Raw genomic sequence first — 15,236 nt, 5'->3', positions numbered from 1 at the left:
GTCGGTGCCGCTCACGCCAGCTCGCACGGCGCGTGGGTGAACGCCTCGGCCGGCAACGCCAGGCCGTACGTGCGCAGTTGGTGGGCGCGGGTGAGCACGGCGGCCCCTTCGAGCAGGTTGAGTGCGATCTGCACCACGGACCGGTGCGCCGGATCGGCCAGGAACGAGCCCGCCACCCACTGGTTGAAGGCACCCATCGCGGGCCCGCACCAGATCTGGTAGTCGGCCCGCCGTGCCCCCTCCCCGGTGATCGCCCACCGGCTGGAACTGCCCAGGTACCAGCGGAAGACGAGGGCCATACGGTGCTTCGGATCGGTCTCGGCCCGGGTGATCTCGGCGGGATCGCGCTGCTCCCAGAAGGCGCGTGCCCGCTGCCAGACCTCGTCGAACGGGGCGCGCAGCACATCGCGCTCGATCGAGGCCCGCAGCGCGGACGGAATCTCCTCCAGCGAGCCGTGGTCCCGGTACGCCGCATGGAGCCGGGCGGCCCGTGGGGCGAACATCGTCCCCCGGGAGAGCACCTGGAGCCTCACGCCGAGCTCGAACATGTCGGCCGCCGGGGCCATGGCCACATCGGAGACGTCCGCGTCGCAGAGCATCGCCTTGGCCTCGTCGGACAGGCCCGCCTCGACGGCCGTCTGGTTCACCGACCCGACGACCACGTAGGACGCGCCGAGGGCGAAGGCGGCGGCCACCGCCTCGGGAGTGCCGAGGCCGCCGGCCGCGCCGAGCCGGACCGGCCGGCGGTATCCGAACCGTCGGTACAGCGCGTCCCGCAGTGCGGCGATCCTCGGCAGCAGGACCGACAACGGCCGGTTGTCGGTGTGCCCACCGCTGTCCGCCTCCACGGTGATGTCCTCGGCCACCGGCACCAGGGCCGCCAGCTCAGCCTCCTGGTGGGTCAGTTTCCCCCGGGCGACGAGGGGGTCCAGCAGCGCGGGCGGGGCGGGGGAGAGGAACCTCTCGGCCACCTCGGGCCGGGAGACCTTCGCCAGCAGGCGCGTGCGCCGGACGATGCCGCCGTCCGCGCCCCGGCGCAGCCCGTGGGCCGAGCACAGGACGACCGCCGGGGTCAGCTCCATGAACGCCGATGCGGAGATCAGGGGGACACCGGTGCGCAGCAGCAGTTCGGCGACGCGCCACTCCAGCGTCGGTTCGGCCGGCGAGTGGATGAGGTTGACGCCCCAGTTCGAGCGGGACCCCAGTTCGTGCGCCAGGGACTGGACGGCCCGCTCCACCTCGGGGTAGGCCAGACCGCCCGCGCCGAAGAAGCCGATCATCTCCGCCCCGGCCATCGCGGAGACCATCCGGGTGGTCGCGATGCCGTTCGCCATCTCCCCGGCGACATACGGGAAGCGGACGCCGTGCGCCTCGCAGAAGGTGCGACCGCCGAGCCATTCGGGGTACAGCGGCGGCAGCGTACCGAGCACCGGGCCATCGGGTACGGGACCGGTCGCGAGCCCCAGGTCACGGCCGTCCGAGCCGCTGACGACGTGGACGGGCTCCCGGATCCGCCGGGCACGGGCCGCGATTCCCTCGGGCGAGAAGACCGGCGGGGAAGCGGCGGGGGAGCCGGGAACGGCGAGGACGGACACGGGAGGGCTCCAACGGGGAAGGGCGGCTGCTGGTCAGGCGTACGGGGCGGACGGGAGAGCGGCCGGGGGGATGTCCGGCGCTCCGGGGAGTGCCTCGCCCCGCGGGGCGAGACCGGACCAGAGGTAGTCGAGGCCCACGGGGGCGGAGACCGCCGACGGTCCCAGCCGGGTCCTGACCCGGGTGTCGTCGAACCGCCGCCGGTGGGAGAGGTAGATCGTCATGCCCGGATAGAAGTCCAGCAGCGCCTCCAGCGCCGACGGAGCGTCCGGCTTGGCGGCGACCAGGTCGACCGAGATCGGACCCAGCCGTTCCAGGAGTGCCACGACCGTGGGAACGGGCACATCGCGGTCATGGACGACGTGGTACGTCTCGACCCCGCCCGACGGCGGCAGCCCGGCCAGCCGCACCATGACCTCGGCCGCGTGCTCCACCTGCAACAGGTTCAGCCTGCCGTGCGGATGCCCCACCATCCGGACTCGGGGCGGGCCGTGCGGGACCGGCTCCACGGGATCCGCGGCACGTCGCGCATCACGCAGGATCCGTTCGACGACCAGCAGCGGATGCGCGGGCAGCTCGGGGTGCGGCGGCAGGTCCGTGACCAGAATGCTGGGCCGCAGCACCAGGGCCGGGCGGCCGTGTTCCCGGGACCACGCGTGGACCAGCAGCTCCGCCTCGTACTTGGACCGTTCGTAGGCGTTCTCGAAGCTGTGGGCGTCGTCCAGCTCGTCCTCGTACGCCACTCCCTCCCGCAGCGCCCCGGCCACGAACGCGGTGCTCACGTGGTGGACGACCGGTGTCCGACGGCCGGCCGCAGCCAACTCCAGCACGTGCCGCGTCCCTTCGACGTTGGTCCGACGCAGCTCGGGAAGATCACCTTCCAGGTTGATGGAGCCCGCGCTGTGCCAGATCGCGTCGAGGCCGTCGGCGAGCCGCTGGAACGTCCGTTCCGACAGCCCCAGCCGCGGCAGCGCCAGCTCGGTCTCCACCACCCGCAGCCGACCGGGAAGCCCTGCGGTGAACGCCTTCGGCGCACCCGTCAGTTCGAAGAACCGGGTGATGCGGTGCAGAGCGTTCCCCGACCCCGCGTGAGCGAGGACCGTCACCGACCGGTGGGCGTCGAGCAGGCGACGCAACAGGCGCAGTCCGAGAAATCCGGTGGCACCGGTGAGGGCGACGTGCACGAGCGTGCTCCAAGGGCGGTGAAGGGGGGGCGATGGCGTGCGGAGACAGCGGTGCCATCGTCGCGGCGACCGGGAGAGGGACCGGAAGATGAGGGACGGGAAACGGGGAGCGGACAACGGACAACGGGAGAGTGGAACGGGACGGTATCGGCCGTCCTTCGACACGGAGTGGTCGCCGACGGCCGCACGGTCCGTGGTACGGGTCGTTCGGCCGGTGCGGTGCGGTGCGGTGCGGTCCGCCCGACCGGTCCGGCTGGTGCTTGCCGACTCTCCGCCGCCCCGTCTCGCCGGGGATTATCGGGCCCTCACTCGACCCGATGACTCCGGCGCACGGCACACGATGTCAGACGGTGAGCGGGACGCGAGCCTGCATTCCCTCTGCTCACCCGAACGAAGTACGCCGCCCCGCGAACCGTGCGCGCCCGCTTGGAGCGGAGGAAGCTGCCGCAGCCAGGCCGCCCGGGAACATGGGGCGGCGTGACACGGCAGGAGTCGGACGGGAGCGATCACAGCCCCGTCCTCCTTTCGAGGGAACCCTCCGGTGGGTCTCCGGACCGACCTGCGCGGGGTCGCCCTTCCGGCGTCGGCCGAGGGCAGCGAGGTCCGGCAGGCCCGTCACGACAGGGGAACGGGCGGGACGCGGCTCGACAGCGGATGCGCCGGGCCGCCGCCGGAACCGCCCCGAATCCGGCTGCCGAAGCCTGCTCGGCAGCCGCGTGCCGCACGGATCTGCTCCGGCCGATGCCCATCCTGGTGACCGGCCGGCTTGGCAACGGTGCGCCTCGGTCGGCCGTGGACGGTCCCGGCCGCCCCGCGACAGCGGCCCCTGCGGTCCATCCACTCATCTCCCTCACCTCCCCTGATCCGTCAGCTCCTTCCATTCGTCAGCGAGTCCTCCTCGGCCCCGGATTGGAAACCCCGAAGCCCATGCCTGATTCCGAGCAGTCCACCCGGCCCGCCCGGCCCGAACCGTCCGACCGTGCCACCCGGTCCGAATCGTCCGACGGGTCCGACCCGCCCGGTCCGTCTGTCCCGCTTCCCAGCCACCCCACCCACGCGATCGACCGCGCGTTCCTCAGCATGGCGCGTCGCCGGCCCGATGTGCGCTGGGACGCCGGTGGCGTCGCCTACCTCAGCGGCCCGCCCCCGGCCCTGGCCGACCTTCGCGCGTACGTCGGCTTCCGCATCGGCCGGATGCCTCTGCTCACCAGCCGGGTCGAAGGCGGCCGGCGGCTCCGGTGGCAACCGGACGCGGACTTCTCCGTCGACCGGCATGTGCATGAGGTGGCCGCCAACGGCCCCGACGCGTGGGAGGCCGCCCTGAACACCGCCCTCAACGCCCCCTTCGCCCCCGGCGCCTACTGGGGGATCTGGTTGATCCACGGCCACGCACCCGATGCGTACGCCGTGTGCTACCGCTTCCACCACGCCTGCCAGGACGGTTCGGCTGCCGCCATGACCTTCCGCACCATGCTGGGCGATGGGGAGCCGTCGGCGCGCCCGGTGCCGGGCCGGAGTCGTCGGGCCGGGGCGCCCCGGCGGGTGGGCAGGGCTGTCGGGCTGGCGACGAAGTTCATGGCCGGCTCCCTCGCCGTTCGCGGCCACCGCCCGGACGCCGCCTTCGTCCCCACCGGGGAACGGCGGCTGTGGCGGGGCCGTGTACCGGCGGACACCCTCCGCGGCATCGGAGCCGCACGCGGCGGCTCGGCCCACGATGCACATCTGGCGGCGCTGGCCGGGGCGTTGTCGGTCTGGACGGACCGCGCCGGCGTACCTCTTCCCCGGGTGACGGCCGTGCTGCCCATCGACGCACGCCGCCCCGACGAGGACCAGACGTGGGGAAACCGGTGCTTCGCCCTGCCGCTGGAGCTGCCCGTGCGGACCGTCCCGGAACAGCCGGACGGGTCCGGCGGCGACGCTTCCCTGCGGCGGCTGGAGCACGTCATGGCGACGACCCGGAAGGTACGGGGCGAGACCTGGCGGCAGGCGATTCAGGACCTGGTCCGCTTCATGCCGGGCCGCCCCACCGAGTGGTACCTCCGAAGGATGCTTTCCTCGCGGGTCACCGACGTCGTGGCCACCTCCATGCCGCTCGCGGACAAGGGAAGCCTGGGAGGGACGCAGGTGACGGGCACCGCTCTGTTGCCCCCGCTCGTGCCCTGGCACCTCTTCGGGGTGGGGCTGTCGTTCTTCGGGGACTGGGCCGAGGTGTCCTTCGTCGCCGACCGCGCTCTTCCGCTGGGGGAACTGCTGCCGGAGCTGTGGGAGCAGGCTGTGGGTGAGCTGGAGAAGAGCTCGGCCCCGGTGTGAACCCGTGGGCTCTCCTGCGCCGGCTGTCGAGTGGGCCGCCGGGGCCGGATCATACGGCGTCGGCCGCCGGAGCGGGACCGGCCCCGGCGGACCGGGGCGGGACCACACCGCGCGCCCGGCTGCTGCCCGCGCGGAGTTCGCGGCGCAGGGCCTTCCGGTAGGAGCGGATGTCGATCTCGATCCCATGACGGTAGCTGGACACGTAGGTCTTGCCATGGCGTCGGCGCTCACGGTCGATGGCCCGCTTCATGGCCTGCGGCGACGGCGGCGCGACCGCTCCGGTGATCAGGCCGGCGACCCATTCCGCCTGTGGTTCGAGCAAGGGGAAGGCGGCACCGGCGGGTTGAGCGAGCCCCATGAAGTAGAGACCCGGGAGCTGGGGAGGCAGGGTGCGCAGATAGAGCTCTGTGCGGCCGTCCGGGGCGGCGAAGACGGTGGGGTCGAGGAACGGGAAGAGGATGGAGTAACCGGTGGCGTACACCACGGCGTCCACGGGTTCGCGGCTGCCGTCCGTGAAGGTCGCCGTGTCCCGGCCGAACGAGCTGACGCCGGGCTTCGGGGTGATCGCGCCCCGGGCCAGCTGGACGAGGAGTTCGTCCGAAGTGGAGGGGTGGGTGGCGAGGGGACCGCGGACGGGCCGGGGAAGCCCGTAGTGGGCCGGGGCGCCACGGGTCAGCCGCAGGAGAAGCGCCATCGCCGGGCCTTTGAGGAACCGGGGGAGGCCCGACAGCGGGCTCCACGCCAAGTGGTCCGCCGGCCGGCCGAGCAGCATCTTGGGGAACACGTGCGCCGGGTGGCGTGCGGAGAGGTACGTCCGTGCGGCCGAGCGGGAGACCTCCGCCGCGATCTCGCACGCGGAGTTGCCCATACCGATCACCAGTACCCGCCGTCCGGCGTAGGGTTCCGGGACGCGGTAGTCGTGCGAGTGGACAGCGGGTCCCTCGAAGTCCTCGGCCCCGGGCACGGCGGGGTCCGGGAGACGGGGAGCCCAGTGGTGCCCGTTGGCCACCACCACCGCGGTGTAGCGCTGCGCCGTCACCTCCGCGGCCGGGTCCCCGCGGGGTCGGTGGACGACCTCCCAGCCGCCGTCGTCCAGCGGCCGCACCGAGGTTACCTCCGTGCCGAGCGTGATGTGGCGGTGCAGACCGAAAGCCGCGGCGTAGTCCTCCAGGTAGGCGAGGACCTTGCTGTGGTGGGGGAAGACCGGGTAGCTGCCCGGCATGGCCAGCGAGGAGAAGGACATGCTCTCCTTCGAGATGTTCGCGTGTAGCGACGCGTACACGCCAGATATGCCGTTGTCGTTGCCGTGGCGCCAGAGCCCGCCGATGCGCGAACCGGCCTCGAAACAGTCGAAGGGGACGTTCCGCGAGGCAAGGACCTTGCTCGCGGCCAGACCGGACGGGCCTGCTCCGATCACGCACGTTCTCATGGCTGACCGACCTTCCCTGGGCTGTGCGCGACGTCACCGGTACGCGCCGGAACCGGGACCGCTGGGGGAGCGGCCCCGAGCGTGGTGACGGAACCTCTCCTGGAGGTGGTCGTGAAGGCCGGGCCCCGGTCACGCTACGGGACAACCCTCAGCCGAACCGCGACCTCCAGGCGCGTCTTCGGCGGTGGACCCGTCGCACGGATGACACGCTCTGCACGGGGTTGACGGCAGGGCGGCCGCACCAGCGGCCGACACCGTTTCCGCTGCTCGGCCCGCTCGTTGGGCAGGAGAGGGCCGGTTCGCCCCGGGGTGGCCACCCGGAAGGCCCGCCGGCGGGGGAACCGGGGGACCGATCCCCCGGCCATCAGTCAGACCTGTACGACGGAGCGACACGATGGACGTCACAGATGTGCACCACTCCTACCGGCAGCATGCCGTTCTCCGCGGCGTCGACCTCCAGCTACGGCCCGGCACGCTCGCCGGCATCGTCGGGGAGAACGGCGCGGGCAAGACGACCCTGCTGAAGATCCTCTCCGGTGAACTCAGGCCGGACCGAGGCTCGGTGAGCCACAACAGCAGGTTCGGCTACTGCCCGCAGTCCGTGGTGCTGGACGACTCCTTCACCGTCCGCCAGCACCTCGACTTCTTCAAGTACGCGTTCGGCCTGCCGGACCTCGGACGCGCCGAAGAAGTGATGGAGGCCCTGGCCTTCACCGCCTACCTCGACCAGCGTGCCGGCCTGCTCAGCGGAGGCTCCCGACAGAAGCTGAACCTGACCCTGGCGCTCATGCACGACCCGGACGTACTCCTGCTGGACGAGCCCTACCAGGGCTTCGACTGGGAGACGTACCTGTGCTTCTGGGAACTGGCGACGAGGCTGCGCGACACGGGGCGCTCGGTGCTGGTCGTCTCCCACCTGGCGTACGACATCGACCGGCTGGAACTGCTCTGGCGCCTGGACGGCGGGCGCCTCCACCCGCAGGAACGGTGTACGGAGGCGGCGGCATGAGGCGGCACTGGTCACTGCTGGCCACCGCGTCCCGGTACGCGCTGATCGGACATGCCCGCAACCGGTTCGCGATGCTGCTCGTGGTCGTGTACATCCCCGTGTGGATCGCCCTGGCCTATGTGACCATTCCCGACCAGCCGGCGCCCTTCCGGCTCCGGGCCACGGGCGAGGTCCTGTCCCCGCCCGGCAACCACCTCACCCAGATCACCGGAGCGCTGAACGCCGTCACCCTGATCGCCGGGTTCATGATGTTCGCGGCCACTTTCACGGGAGGCGCCTTCGACCGCCGTCTGGCCATGGCCGGATACCCGCGGTATCACCTCGTCCTGGCGAAGCTCTGCGCACTCACGCTGGTGTGCGGCGCCATCGCCGCGTACGCCACGGTCGTGGTCGAACTCGCCTGGCCGCCCGAGCAGCCCCTCCTGCTCGCGGCCGCGCTGTTCTGTGCCGCACTGACCTACGGCGCGCTCGGCGTGGTCTTCGGATCGGTACTCCGCCGGGAGGTGGAAGGCATGTTCGCCATCCTGATGATCAGTGTCCTCGACGTAGCCCTCCAGAACCCTCTGTCCAGTTCCGGGTCGGACAGCGCGGTCGTGCGCTTCCTTCCGACGTACGGAGCTGTGCAGGCAAGCATGTCCGCGGCCTTCTCCGACGTGTCGGCGGTCCAGGGTCTCGTGACCCAGCTGCTCTGGCTCATCGGAGCCGCGGCGGCGGGATTCCTGGTCTTTCGCCGGCGTACCCGCAACGCGCTGGCACCGGAACGGAAGCCGCGGACCGTGCCGGTTCCCTCCGGATCCGCGAGCGCCGAGGACACCGGCGGGCAACCGCTCCCCGCGCGGCACGCTCCGCCGGCGGAGCGACGCGTACGGCCCAACTGACCACCTCCCCGCCGACAGGAGCCGTGACCTGGGGCGGACGCGACAGGAGCCGTGACCTGGGGCGGACGGTGATCGTTCTCCAGCCGCCGGGCACCGACGCGGTGCTCGGACCGACACGTCTTCCCGTGCAAGGAGTACTACCTTCATGACTCTTTCGCGTGCCGTCCAGCGCACCGTCCTCACCACGGCTCTTCTCTCCGCCTCCGTTCTGGCCGCCCCGTCCCCCGCGCAGGCGGCCCCGCTGCCTCCCGCCTGCCAGGAGGCGCTGCTCGAAACCCTCGACAAGTTCCCCGTCACGGACTTCACGGTCCCGGACAAGGCCAAGAACGCCATGCTGGGCGAGGTCCTGGGACTGAGCGAGGCCGAGCAGGAGGCCTTCACCGAGGTGGCGTGCGCGGCCTGGAACACCTGGGCGACCAACAACGGACAGGACGTCGCCACGGACCTGGACACCCGCTACCGCAACGCCGCCGGACCCGTGTGCAACAAGTTCGCCAGGTCCTCCTTGGCGACGATCAAGAAGTACGCCCCGAACGTCCCCGCCGAGACGCGGGAGCTGGAGAAGCTCGCCAAGAAGGTCTGGACGAACTCCATGGAGAAGCTGGCCGCGAAGGCTAACAACGCCAATTGCCGTACCGCCTACAACGGGGTGAAGGCCGGCTGGTAGCGGCACGCCGGGCCTGCCGCGCCGCGCGGCCGGCCCGGGTCTCGGGAGGCAGTTCGACGGGCAGCCGGATCGCGGCCGTGAACACGTCCTCGCGCAGCGCCGCCAGGACGTCCTGGACGAGGGCGACCGGCATCCGCCCGCCCACGAGGGCGAGGGCCGCACCGATGGCCGCGGCCGGGGAGGCAATGGCGGGCGGTGGTCGGTGGCCCGGCTTCAGTGCGGCTTCGGCCAGGAGTCAGGCGGCGGGCCGTACACCTCCGCCAGCGCGTTCTGGACGGCGATCCGCCCCGCACGGTGGAACGCGAGGGGATGGGAGTCCACTTCGTGGACCTTGACGGACCGCAGGACGACCGCGACGGCCACCGTGATGCCGGGATCCAGGGCCGCGAGCTCCTCGCGTACGCCGGAGCCGAACGCCTCGTGCAGTTCGGCCACCTCGGCCGCCGACCAGCCCGGCACCGTGCTCGTGTCCGCCGTCTCGAACTCCACGCCCTCCGCCCAGGGCTCGAAGTCCGCCACCGCGAGGGCGAAGGAGGACGGACAGCTTGTCTGACGGGCGTACACGGCCTTGACGGCGTGCAGGGGCCGGGGAGGGAAGGTGCGCGTCGCGGTGGTCATGCGCCCACGGTATCGGCGCCCCCGCGGCCTCCCCACGGAATTTCCGCGGGGAGGCCGTGCGTTCAGGCGTCCCCGCGCAGCTCCAGGGTGCAGCACTTCACGCTGCCGCCCGCCTTGAGGAGTTCCGACAGGTCCACACCGACCGGGTTGAAGCCGCGCTCGCGCAACTGCCCGGCCAGCTCCGTCGCGTTCTGCGGCAGGACCACGTTGTGCCCGTCCGACGTCGCGTTCAGCCCGAACACCTCGGCGTCGCCGGGGGAGGCGAGGAGGGCGTCCGGGAACAGCAGCCTCAGGACGGCCAGGCTGCCGGAGGAGAAGGCCCCCGGGTAGTAGGCGACCGTCCTCTCGTCGAGCACGGTCAGGGCGGTATCCAGGTGGTAGTAGTCGGGGTCGACGAGGGTCAGTCCGATCACCGGGCGTCCGAAGTACTCCTGTGCCTCGTCGTGGGAGCGCGGGTCGCTGCGGAACCCGGTGCCGGCCAGCAGCCAGTCACCGGCCAGGAGATAGTCGCCCTCCCCTTCGTTGACGAACGCGGCCGTGCGCAGGTCGGGGAATCCGTTGTCCCGCAGCCAGTCGTGGTAGGCGGGGCCCTCCGCGATGCGCTCGGTGTCGCGGAACCTGGCCACGAGGGCGCGTCCGTCGACGACGGTCGCGCCATTGGCCGCGAAGACCATGTCGGGGAGGCCGGGGACGGGGTCGATCGTGTCGACGGTGTGCCCGAGGTTCAGGTAGACCTCGCGCAGTCGCTCCCACTGGGCGATGGCCAGCGGAGTGTCGACAGGCTTCGTCGGGTCCATCCACGGGTTGATGGAGTAGACCACGTCGAAGTAGGTGGGCCGGCACATGAGGTAGTGCCGGGCACGTGCGGTACGCATGGGTGGGGTCCCGATCGTCAGGGGCGGCCGGTGAGATAGCCGCCCATCGAGGTGAAGTACTCGGTCGCGGGCAGTTCGTGGCCGTCCGCGGTCCGTACGCGCGTGATCGCGAGACCGTGGTTGCGGCCCGTGCGGGCGTCGGCTCCGGCGACGATCACGACGCCGTCGCCCTCGCGGTTGAAGACGCGGCCCGGGGTGCCGCCGTAGCGGCCCTGGGACACGACGGCGGAGACGACCTCGATCCGCTGCCCCCGGTGGAACGTGAAGGCGGCCGGGTACGGGGCGGACTGGGCGCGGACCAGGCGCTCCAGGTCCTCGGCCGGCCAGTTCCAGTCGATGCGGATGTCCTCTTCGGCGCGCTTGTGGAAGAAGCTGGCCTTCGACCGGTCCTGTCGGGTGAACCCGGTCTGCCCGGAGGCGATCAGCCCGAGGGCCTCGACCGTGACCGGCGCGATCAGGTCGACCGTCCGGTGGAACAGGTCGGTGGCGGTGTCCGTCGCTCCCACGGTCACCGCCCGCTGGACGACGATGTCGCCGGCGTCCAGCTCCTCGTCCATCATGTGGGCCGTGACGCCCACTTCCGGCTCGCCGTTGATGAGCGCCCAGATCAGCGGCGAGAAACCCGCGTAGGCGGGAAGCAGCGAGTCGTGGATGTTGAGCGTGCCGTGCCGCGGCAGGTCGTAGATCCGCGGCGGAATCCAGGTACGCCAGTTGTTCGCCACGATGATGTCCGGTGCGACCTCCCGGAGAAGCTCGAAGAGCTCGTCGTCCGGCCGGTTGCGGATGATCACGGGAACCCCGTGCTTCTCCGCGAGGTCGGCGACCGAATCGCTCCAGATCTTCTCGTAGGCGTGTTCGCTCCTCGGGTGCGTCACCACCGTCACCACGTCGTGCTCGGAGTCCAGGAGAGCTTGCAGGGTGCGGTGCCCCCAGGTCTGGTAACCGAACATGACGACCCGCATGGAGGTGCCTCCTTGGAAGAGCGATCAACCGGCGCACCAGTAAAGCAAGCCTTACCTAATAGCACAACGGGGCTTGATTGCCGCCCGAGTTGAGCGACCGGCCGGAGCGGGTGCCCGTGGAAACCCGGCGGTGCGGCGGGCTTTGGAGGGCGCGCCCGTGTCCAGGGACCGCTCAAGAGGCCCGATGGTGCGGGCCGCGCCCTTGGCAGTACATTCCGGCGGACGGCCCGGCGGGAGCCCTGGCGTCGAAGCCCCCGCACCTGTACGTGTCCGAGGGAATCCCGTGCCGGCCGGGCCCTCCTGACCTCCGAACCTCCGACGGACGGACTGCCCATGCTCTGTACGCGGCTGACGAACGCGCGCATCCTCACGATGGACCCCCACCACCCCGTCGCCCACGACCTGGGCATCTGGCGGGGGCGGGTCGTCGGGGTGGACGAGGCTGTGACCTCCCTGCCCGCCCGCGAGGTCGTCGACCTGGGTGGCGCCACCGTACTGCCCGGCTTCATCGACAGTCATGTCCACCTGGCCTGGGCCGGGTTGAAGGCCGGTACACCGAGTGTCGCCCCGTGCGAGCGGGTCGAGGACGTCCTTGCCGCCGTGGACGCGGCGGCCCGGCGGCCGGCTCCTTCCGGTGCCTGGGTGGACGTCGCCGGGTATGACCAGCGGGCCCTGGGCCGCCATCTGACCGCCGCCGAACTGGACCGTGTCAGCCGCGGCCGCAAGGTCTTCCTGATGCACGACTCCGGGCATGCCTGCGTCGTCAACACCGCCGTACTGGAGCTGCTGCCGGACGGGACGCCGCACGAGGACGGCTTCCTCGCCGAGAGCGCCATGGCCACCGCCCGCCGGCTGCGGCTGCCCTACTCCCAGGAGGAGCTGGCCGACGCGATCGAGCTCGCCGCCCGCGCCTGCCTCGACGAGGGGATCACGGCCTGTGCCGAGGCGGGCGTCGGCGGTGGACTCCTCGGCCACAGCCCCGTCGAGCTGGGCGCCTACCAACTGCTCCGGGACCGTGGCCGGCTGCCCCTGCGGGTCCAGCTCATGGCGTCCGGCGACACCCTGCGCCCCCGCGCGGCGCACGCCGACGACGGGTTCACCCGGGCGCTGGACCTCGGCCTGCGCACCGGGTTCGGCGACGACTGGCTGTCCCTGGGCGCGCTCAAGATCTACACCGACGGCGGGATGATGGCGCGTACGGCGGCGCTCACCTCACCGTACGAGGGCACTACCGGCAACGTCGGCCGCTTCCAGGACGACCCCGACCGCCTCACCGCCCTCATCGTCGACGGTCACCTCGCGGGCTGGCAGCTCGCCGTCCACGCCATCGGAGACCGGGCCGCGGACCTCGCCCTGGACGCCCTGGAGAGGGCGCAGAAGCTACGGCCCCGCCCGGACGCGCGCCACCGCATCGAGCACGCCGGGCTGATCCGCCCCGACCAGCTGCCCCGCTTCGCCGAGCTCGGCGTGAGCGCGGTGGTCCAGCCCACCTTCCTGCGCTCCTTCGGCGACGACTACGCGACGGTGATGGGGGAGGAGCGGGCCGGCTGGATGTACCGGGGCAGGGGGTTCCTGGACCACGGGGTCGCCCTCGTCGGCAGTTCGGACCGCCCCGTCACGGACGGTTCGCCGCTGCGGGCGATCCAGTTCATGGTCGAACGCGCTTCCGTGTCGGGCCGCCTCATCGGCCCGGATGAGGCCGTCACCGTCGACGAGGCGCTGCGCGCCTACACGGTCGCCGGCGCTCACGCCTGCGGCTGGGAGGGCGCGGCGGGTGCCCTCGCGCCGGGGATGCGCGCCGACCTGGTGGTGCTGGGCGACGACCCGCACCACGTGGGCCCCTCCAGGATCGGGGGCATCGAGATCGTCAGCACCTTCGTGGACGGTAGGGACGCACGCGCCGTGGGGTGACGTTACGCTCGACGCCATGCACGCGGAGAAGCACGCGGAGATGACGGGCGCCGGTTCGGGCGCCGAGTGGGTGACCGTCGTGTCGTGCGAGAACCTGCAGGGCTCCCCGGGGCCCCGGGCCGCCCTCCGCGCTTGACTGCGTGACCGCGGCATCGACTGGATGCCCTTCGCCGGGCACCGGATCCACTGCGATCTCGTCTGCGGCATCGGCGCGGACGGGCACTGGCACGGCCGGTACGTCGTCCGGGTCGACGCGGACGCGCTGCGCGCTCTGGGCCTGCACCCGGATCAGCCCACCGCCGTGGTGACCGGCCCCGCTCCGCCCCGCTGGTGGCACGCCGCAGCCGAGCGCAACGCCCGCCGTCACCGCGCGGGCTGATGCCGCCTTTGCCCACTCCTGCTGCCAACTCCGCCGATCCCGGCCCGTTCTGACGGCTTTCGTTCGGCCGAGGCGTGTCGCCCCGCGTTCGGGCGGAAGAACAACACTCTTCCCTTTTCGTGTTATTTAGGGTGAATGGGGGTATTGGCCCGTAGGTTGGGGAGAAACGCCACCCGGGTGGCGTCCTGTGTCCCCCGACCCACAGCCGGCCGGGAACCGGGAGGCCGTCGTTCCACCGGCCGCCCCGCGTCCCGCGCCGCAGGTCATGAACGAGGAAAGGCAGGGCAGGTGAACGTGCTGGGGATCATCGCCTCCGGTGTGGCCGCGCTGTTCATCACGGTCGCACTCGCCAAGGGCGCCCGCCGCGCGGCGTTCCGCCCCCACGTCCCGGACGAACCGGCCGGGCGTGCGCCACGGGCCAAGGCGCTGCGCGGGACCGGCGGCCCGGCAGCCGTGCTCGGCGTCGGTGCGGCGGCCGGCGGGGCCCTGTGGCTCGGTGCGGCGGACGACTCGGCGGGCTCCGTCGCGGGGCTGCTCGCCGGGTCCGGGACCGTGGCCGCTCTCGGTCTCGTCCACGACCTGAAGCCGCTGTGGGGAGTCCTCCGCCTCGCCGTGCAGACGGCCGCCGCGGTCCTCGTCGTCTGCCTCGCCGGACTGTCACCGGCGGCGGGCGTCCTGGCCGTGCTCTGGATCGTCCTCGTCACCAACGCGTTCGCCCTGCTCGACCACGCCGACGGGCTGCTGACCGCTGTCGGCGTGGTCACCGCCGCCGGGCTGCTGGCCTGCGCCGCCGTCGGCGGCAGCCCCGCCCTCGCTCTGCTTCCGGCCGCCCTGGCGGCGGGCCTCGCCGGCTTCCTGCTCCACAACTGGCACCCCGCCCGCCTTCGGCTCGGCGCGACCGGGGCGCAGTTCACCGGATTCGCGCTGGCCGCCTCCGGCGCGCTGATCCAGGTGGCAGCCCCGTCGGGCCGTGCCGCGTGGGCCGCGCTGCCCGCCCTGGCGACGGTGGCGCTCGCCGACACCGCCCTGGTCCTGATCTCCCGCCGCCGCGCCGCGCGTTCCCTGCTGCGCGACACGGACGACCACATCGCACACCGCCTGCGCCGGGTCCGCGTCACCGTGCCGGGCACGGCGGTCCTCCTGGCCCTGTGGGCGGCTGTGCCCGTGGCCACCGGGACGCTGGTGTACGCGGAGCTGCTGCATCCGGCGCTCCTCCTCCTGCCGTCGGCCGGGACGGTGGCCGCCGTGTTCGCCCTGCTGAGGATTCCGGCGTACGCACCGCCCCGCACGCTCCCGCCCCGTACCGCCGCCCGGCGTACGACGGCGCACACCACCGGCACCGCGACCCCCGCAGCGGCATCCGCGCCGGGCGGTACGGGCTCCGCTCCCGGGAGAGGCGCGCCCGCCGGCACCGCCAGGAC

At 72.3% G+C, this 15,236-nt stretch carries 13 protein-coding genes; 7 read left to right on the top strand and 6 right to left on the bottom strand.

All coding sequences use genetic code 11. The features are described 5' to 3' along the window. Positions 1-11: 11 nt before the first annotated feature. Positions 12-1,595, bottom strand: a complete 1,584-nt coding sequence (locus B9S58_RS25215; RefSeq protein WP_103534348.1) for a PfaD family polyunsaturated fatty acid/polyketide biosynthesis protein — start codon at positions 1,593-1,595, stop codon at positions 12-14. A gap of 33 nt (positions 1,596-1,628) precedes the next feature. Then, positions 1,629-2,777: an NAD-dependent epimerase/dehydratase family protein gene (locus B9S58_RS25210; RefSeq protein WP_103534347.1), complete on the bottom strand. Its 1,149-nt coding sequence runs from the start codon at positions 2,775-2,777 to the stop codon at positions 1,629-1,631. A gap of 927 nt (positions 2,778-3,704) precedes the next feature. On the opposite strand from B9S58_RS25210, the gene B9S58_RS25205 reads away from it, so the two are divergent. After that, positions 3,705-5,087, top strand: a complete 1,383-nt coding sequence (locus tag B9S58_RS25205) for a wax ester/triacylglycerol synthase domain-containing protein (RefSeq protein WP_107494952.1) — start codon at positions 3,705-3,707, stop codon at positions 5,085-5,087. Positions 5,088-5,136: 49 nt separating this feature from the next. Here the strand turns inward: B9S58_RS25205 and B9S58_RS25200 are convergent, their stop codons facing one another. Beyond that, complete coding sequence (locus tag B9S58_RS25200) at positions 5,137-6,516, bottom strand: NAD(P)/FAD-dependent oxidoreductase (RefSeq protein WP_103534346.1); 1,380 nt, start codon at positions 6,514-6,516, stop codon at positions 5,137-5,139. Positions 6,517-6,910: 394 nt separating this feature from the next. Between B9S58_RS25200 and B9S58_RS25195 the strand changes: the two genes are divergently transcribed. From B9S58_RS25195 to B9S58_RS25185, 3 genes are all read left to right on the top strand, one after another. Beyond that, complete coding sequence (locus tag B9S58_RS25195; protein WP_103534345.1) at positions 6,911-7,525, top strand: ABC transporter ATP-binding protein; 615 nt, start codon at positions 6,911-6,913, stop codon at positions 7,523-7,525. Continuing rightward, positions 7,522-8,403, top strand: a complete 882-nt coding sequence (locus B9S58_RS25190) for a hypothetical protein (protein WP_103534356.1) — start codon at positions 7,522-7,524, stop codon at positions 8,401-8,403. The genes B9S58_RS25195 and B9S58_RS25190 overlap by 4 nt, the downstream gene beginning before the upstream one ends. 145 nt (positions 8,404-8,548) lie before the next feature. Beyond that, positions 8,549-9,070: a hypothetical protein gene (locus B9S58_RS25185; RefSeq protein WP_103534344.1), complete on the top strand. Its 522-nt coding sequence runs from the start codon at positions 8,549-8,551 to the stop codon at positions 9,068-9,070. Between the two features lie 213 nt (positions 9,071-9,283). On the opposite strand, the gene B9S58_RS25175 is transcribed toward B9S58_RS25185, so the two are convergent. The 3 genes from B9S58_RS25175 to B9S58_RS25165 all read right to left on the bottom strand — a co-directional run bounded on the left by B9S58_RS25175 (position 9,284) and on the right by B9S58_RS25165 (position 11,525). Then, on the bottom strand, positions 9,284-9,688 hold the full coding sequence (locus B9S58_RS25175; protein WP_103534342.1) for a hypothetical protein: 405 nt from the start codon (positions 9,686-9,688) through the stop codon (positions 9,284-9,286). Between the two features lie 62 nt (positions 9,689-9,750). Then, positions 9,751-10,563: a dimethylargininase gene (gene ddaH / locus B9S58_RS25170; protein ID WP_103534341.1), complete on the bottom strand. Its 813-nt coding sequence runs from the start codon at positions 10,561-10,563 to the stop codon at positions 9,751-9,753. A gap of 17 nt (positions 10,564-10,580) precedes the next feature. Next, a complete protein-coding gene (locus B9S58_RS25165) occupies positions 10,581-11,525 on the bottom strand; it encodes a methionyl-tRNA formyltransferase (protein WP_103534340.1) in 945 nt (314 codons plus the stop codon). 333 nt (positions 11,526-11,858) lie between these two features. Between B9S58_RS25165 and B9S58_RS25160 the strand changes: the two genes are divergently transcribed. From B9S58_RS25160 to B9S58_RS25150, 3 genes are all read left to right on the top strand, one after another. Next, positions 11,859-13,436, top strand: coding sequence for an amidohydrolase (locus tag B9S58_RS25160; RefSeq protein WP_103534339.1), 1,578 nt, complete (start codon positions 11,859-11,861; stop codon positions 13,434-13,436). 160 nt (positions 13,437-13,596) lie between these two features. Continuing rightward, positions 13,597-13,815 (top strand): hypothetical protein, encoded by a 219-nt coding sequence (locus tag B9S58_RS25155; RefSeq protein WP_103534338.1) that lies wholly within the window; start codon positions 13,597-13,599, stop codon positions 13,813-13,815. Between the two features lie 288 nt (positions 13,816-14,103). Further along, on the top strand, positions 14,104-15,236 hold a 1,133-nt coding region (locus B9S58_RS25150), incomplete at its 3' end, for an MraY family glycosyltransferase (RefSeq protein ID WP_103534337.1).

Source organism: Streptomyces sp. SM11 (assembly GCF_002910905.1).
Lineage (GTDB): Bacteria > Actinomycetota > Actinomycetes > Streptomycetales > Streptomycetaceae > Streptomyces.
Note: the sequence above shows the minus strand (reverse complement) of the source record. Positions and strands in the feature narration are given on the sequence as shown.

Bases quoted from the DNA above. Each gene is read 5' to 3' on its own strand.
- B9S58_RS25160 (WP_103534339.1), top strand. From the start codon at position 11,859: ATGCTCTGTACGCGGCTGACGAACGCGCGCATCCTCACGATGGACCCC.
- B9S58_RS25155 (WP_103534338.1), top strand. From the start codon at position 13,597: ATGCCCTTCGCCGGGCACCGGATCCACTGCGATCTCGTCTGCGGCATC.
- ddaH (WP_103534341.1), bottom strand. From the start codon at position 10,563: ATGCGTACCGCACGTGCCCGGCACTACCTCATGTGCCGGCCCACCTAC.
- B9S58_RS25190 (WP_103534356.1), top strand. From the start codon at position 7,522: ATGAGGCGGCACTGGTCACTGCTGGCCACCGCGTCCCGGTACGCGCTG.
- B9S58_RS25195 (WP_103534345.1), top strand. From the start codon at position 6,911: ATGGACGTCACAGATGTGCACCACTCCTACCGGCAGCATGCCGTTCTC.
- B9S58_RS25165 (WP_103534340.1), bottom strand. From the start codon at position 11,525: ATGCGGGTCGTCATGTTCGGTTACCAGACCTGGGGGCACCGCACCCTG.
- B9S58_RS25205 (WP_107494952.1), top strand. From the start codon at position 3,705: ATGCCTGATTCCGAGCAGTCCACCCGGCCCGCCCGGCCCGAACCGTCC.
- B9S58_RS25175 (WP_103534342.1), bottom strand. From the start codon at position 9,688: ATGACCACCGCGACGCGCACCTTCCCTCCCCGGCCCCTGCACGCCGTC.
- B9S58_RS25185 (WP_103534344.1), top strand. From the start codon at position 8,549: ATGACTCTTTCGCGTGCCGTCCAGCGCACCGTCCTCACCACGGCTCTT.
- B9S58_RS25200 (WP_103534346.1), bottom strand. From the start codon at position 6,516: ATGAGAACGTGCGTGATCGGAGCAGGCCCGTCCGGTCTGGCCGCGAGC.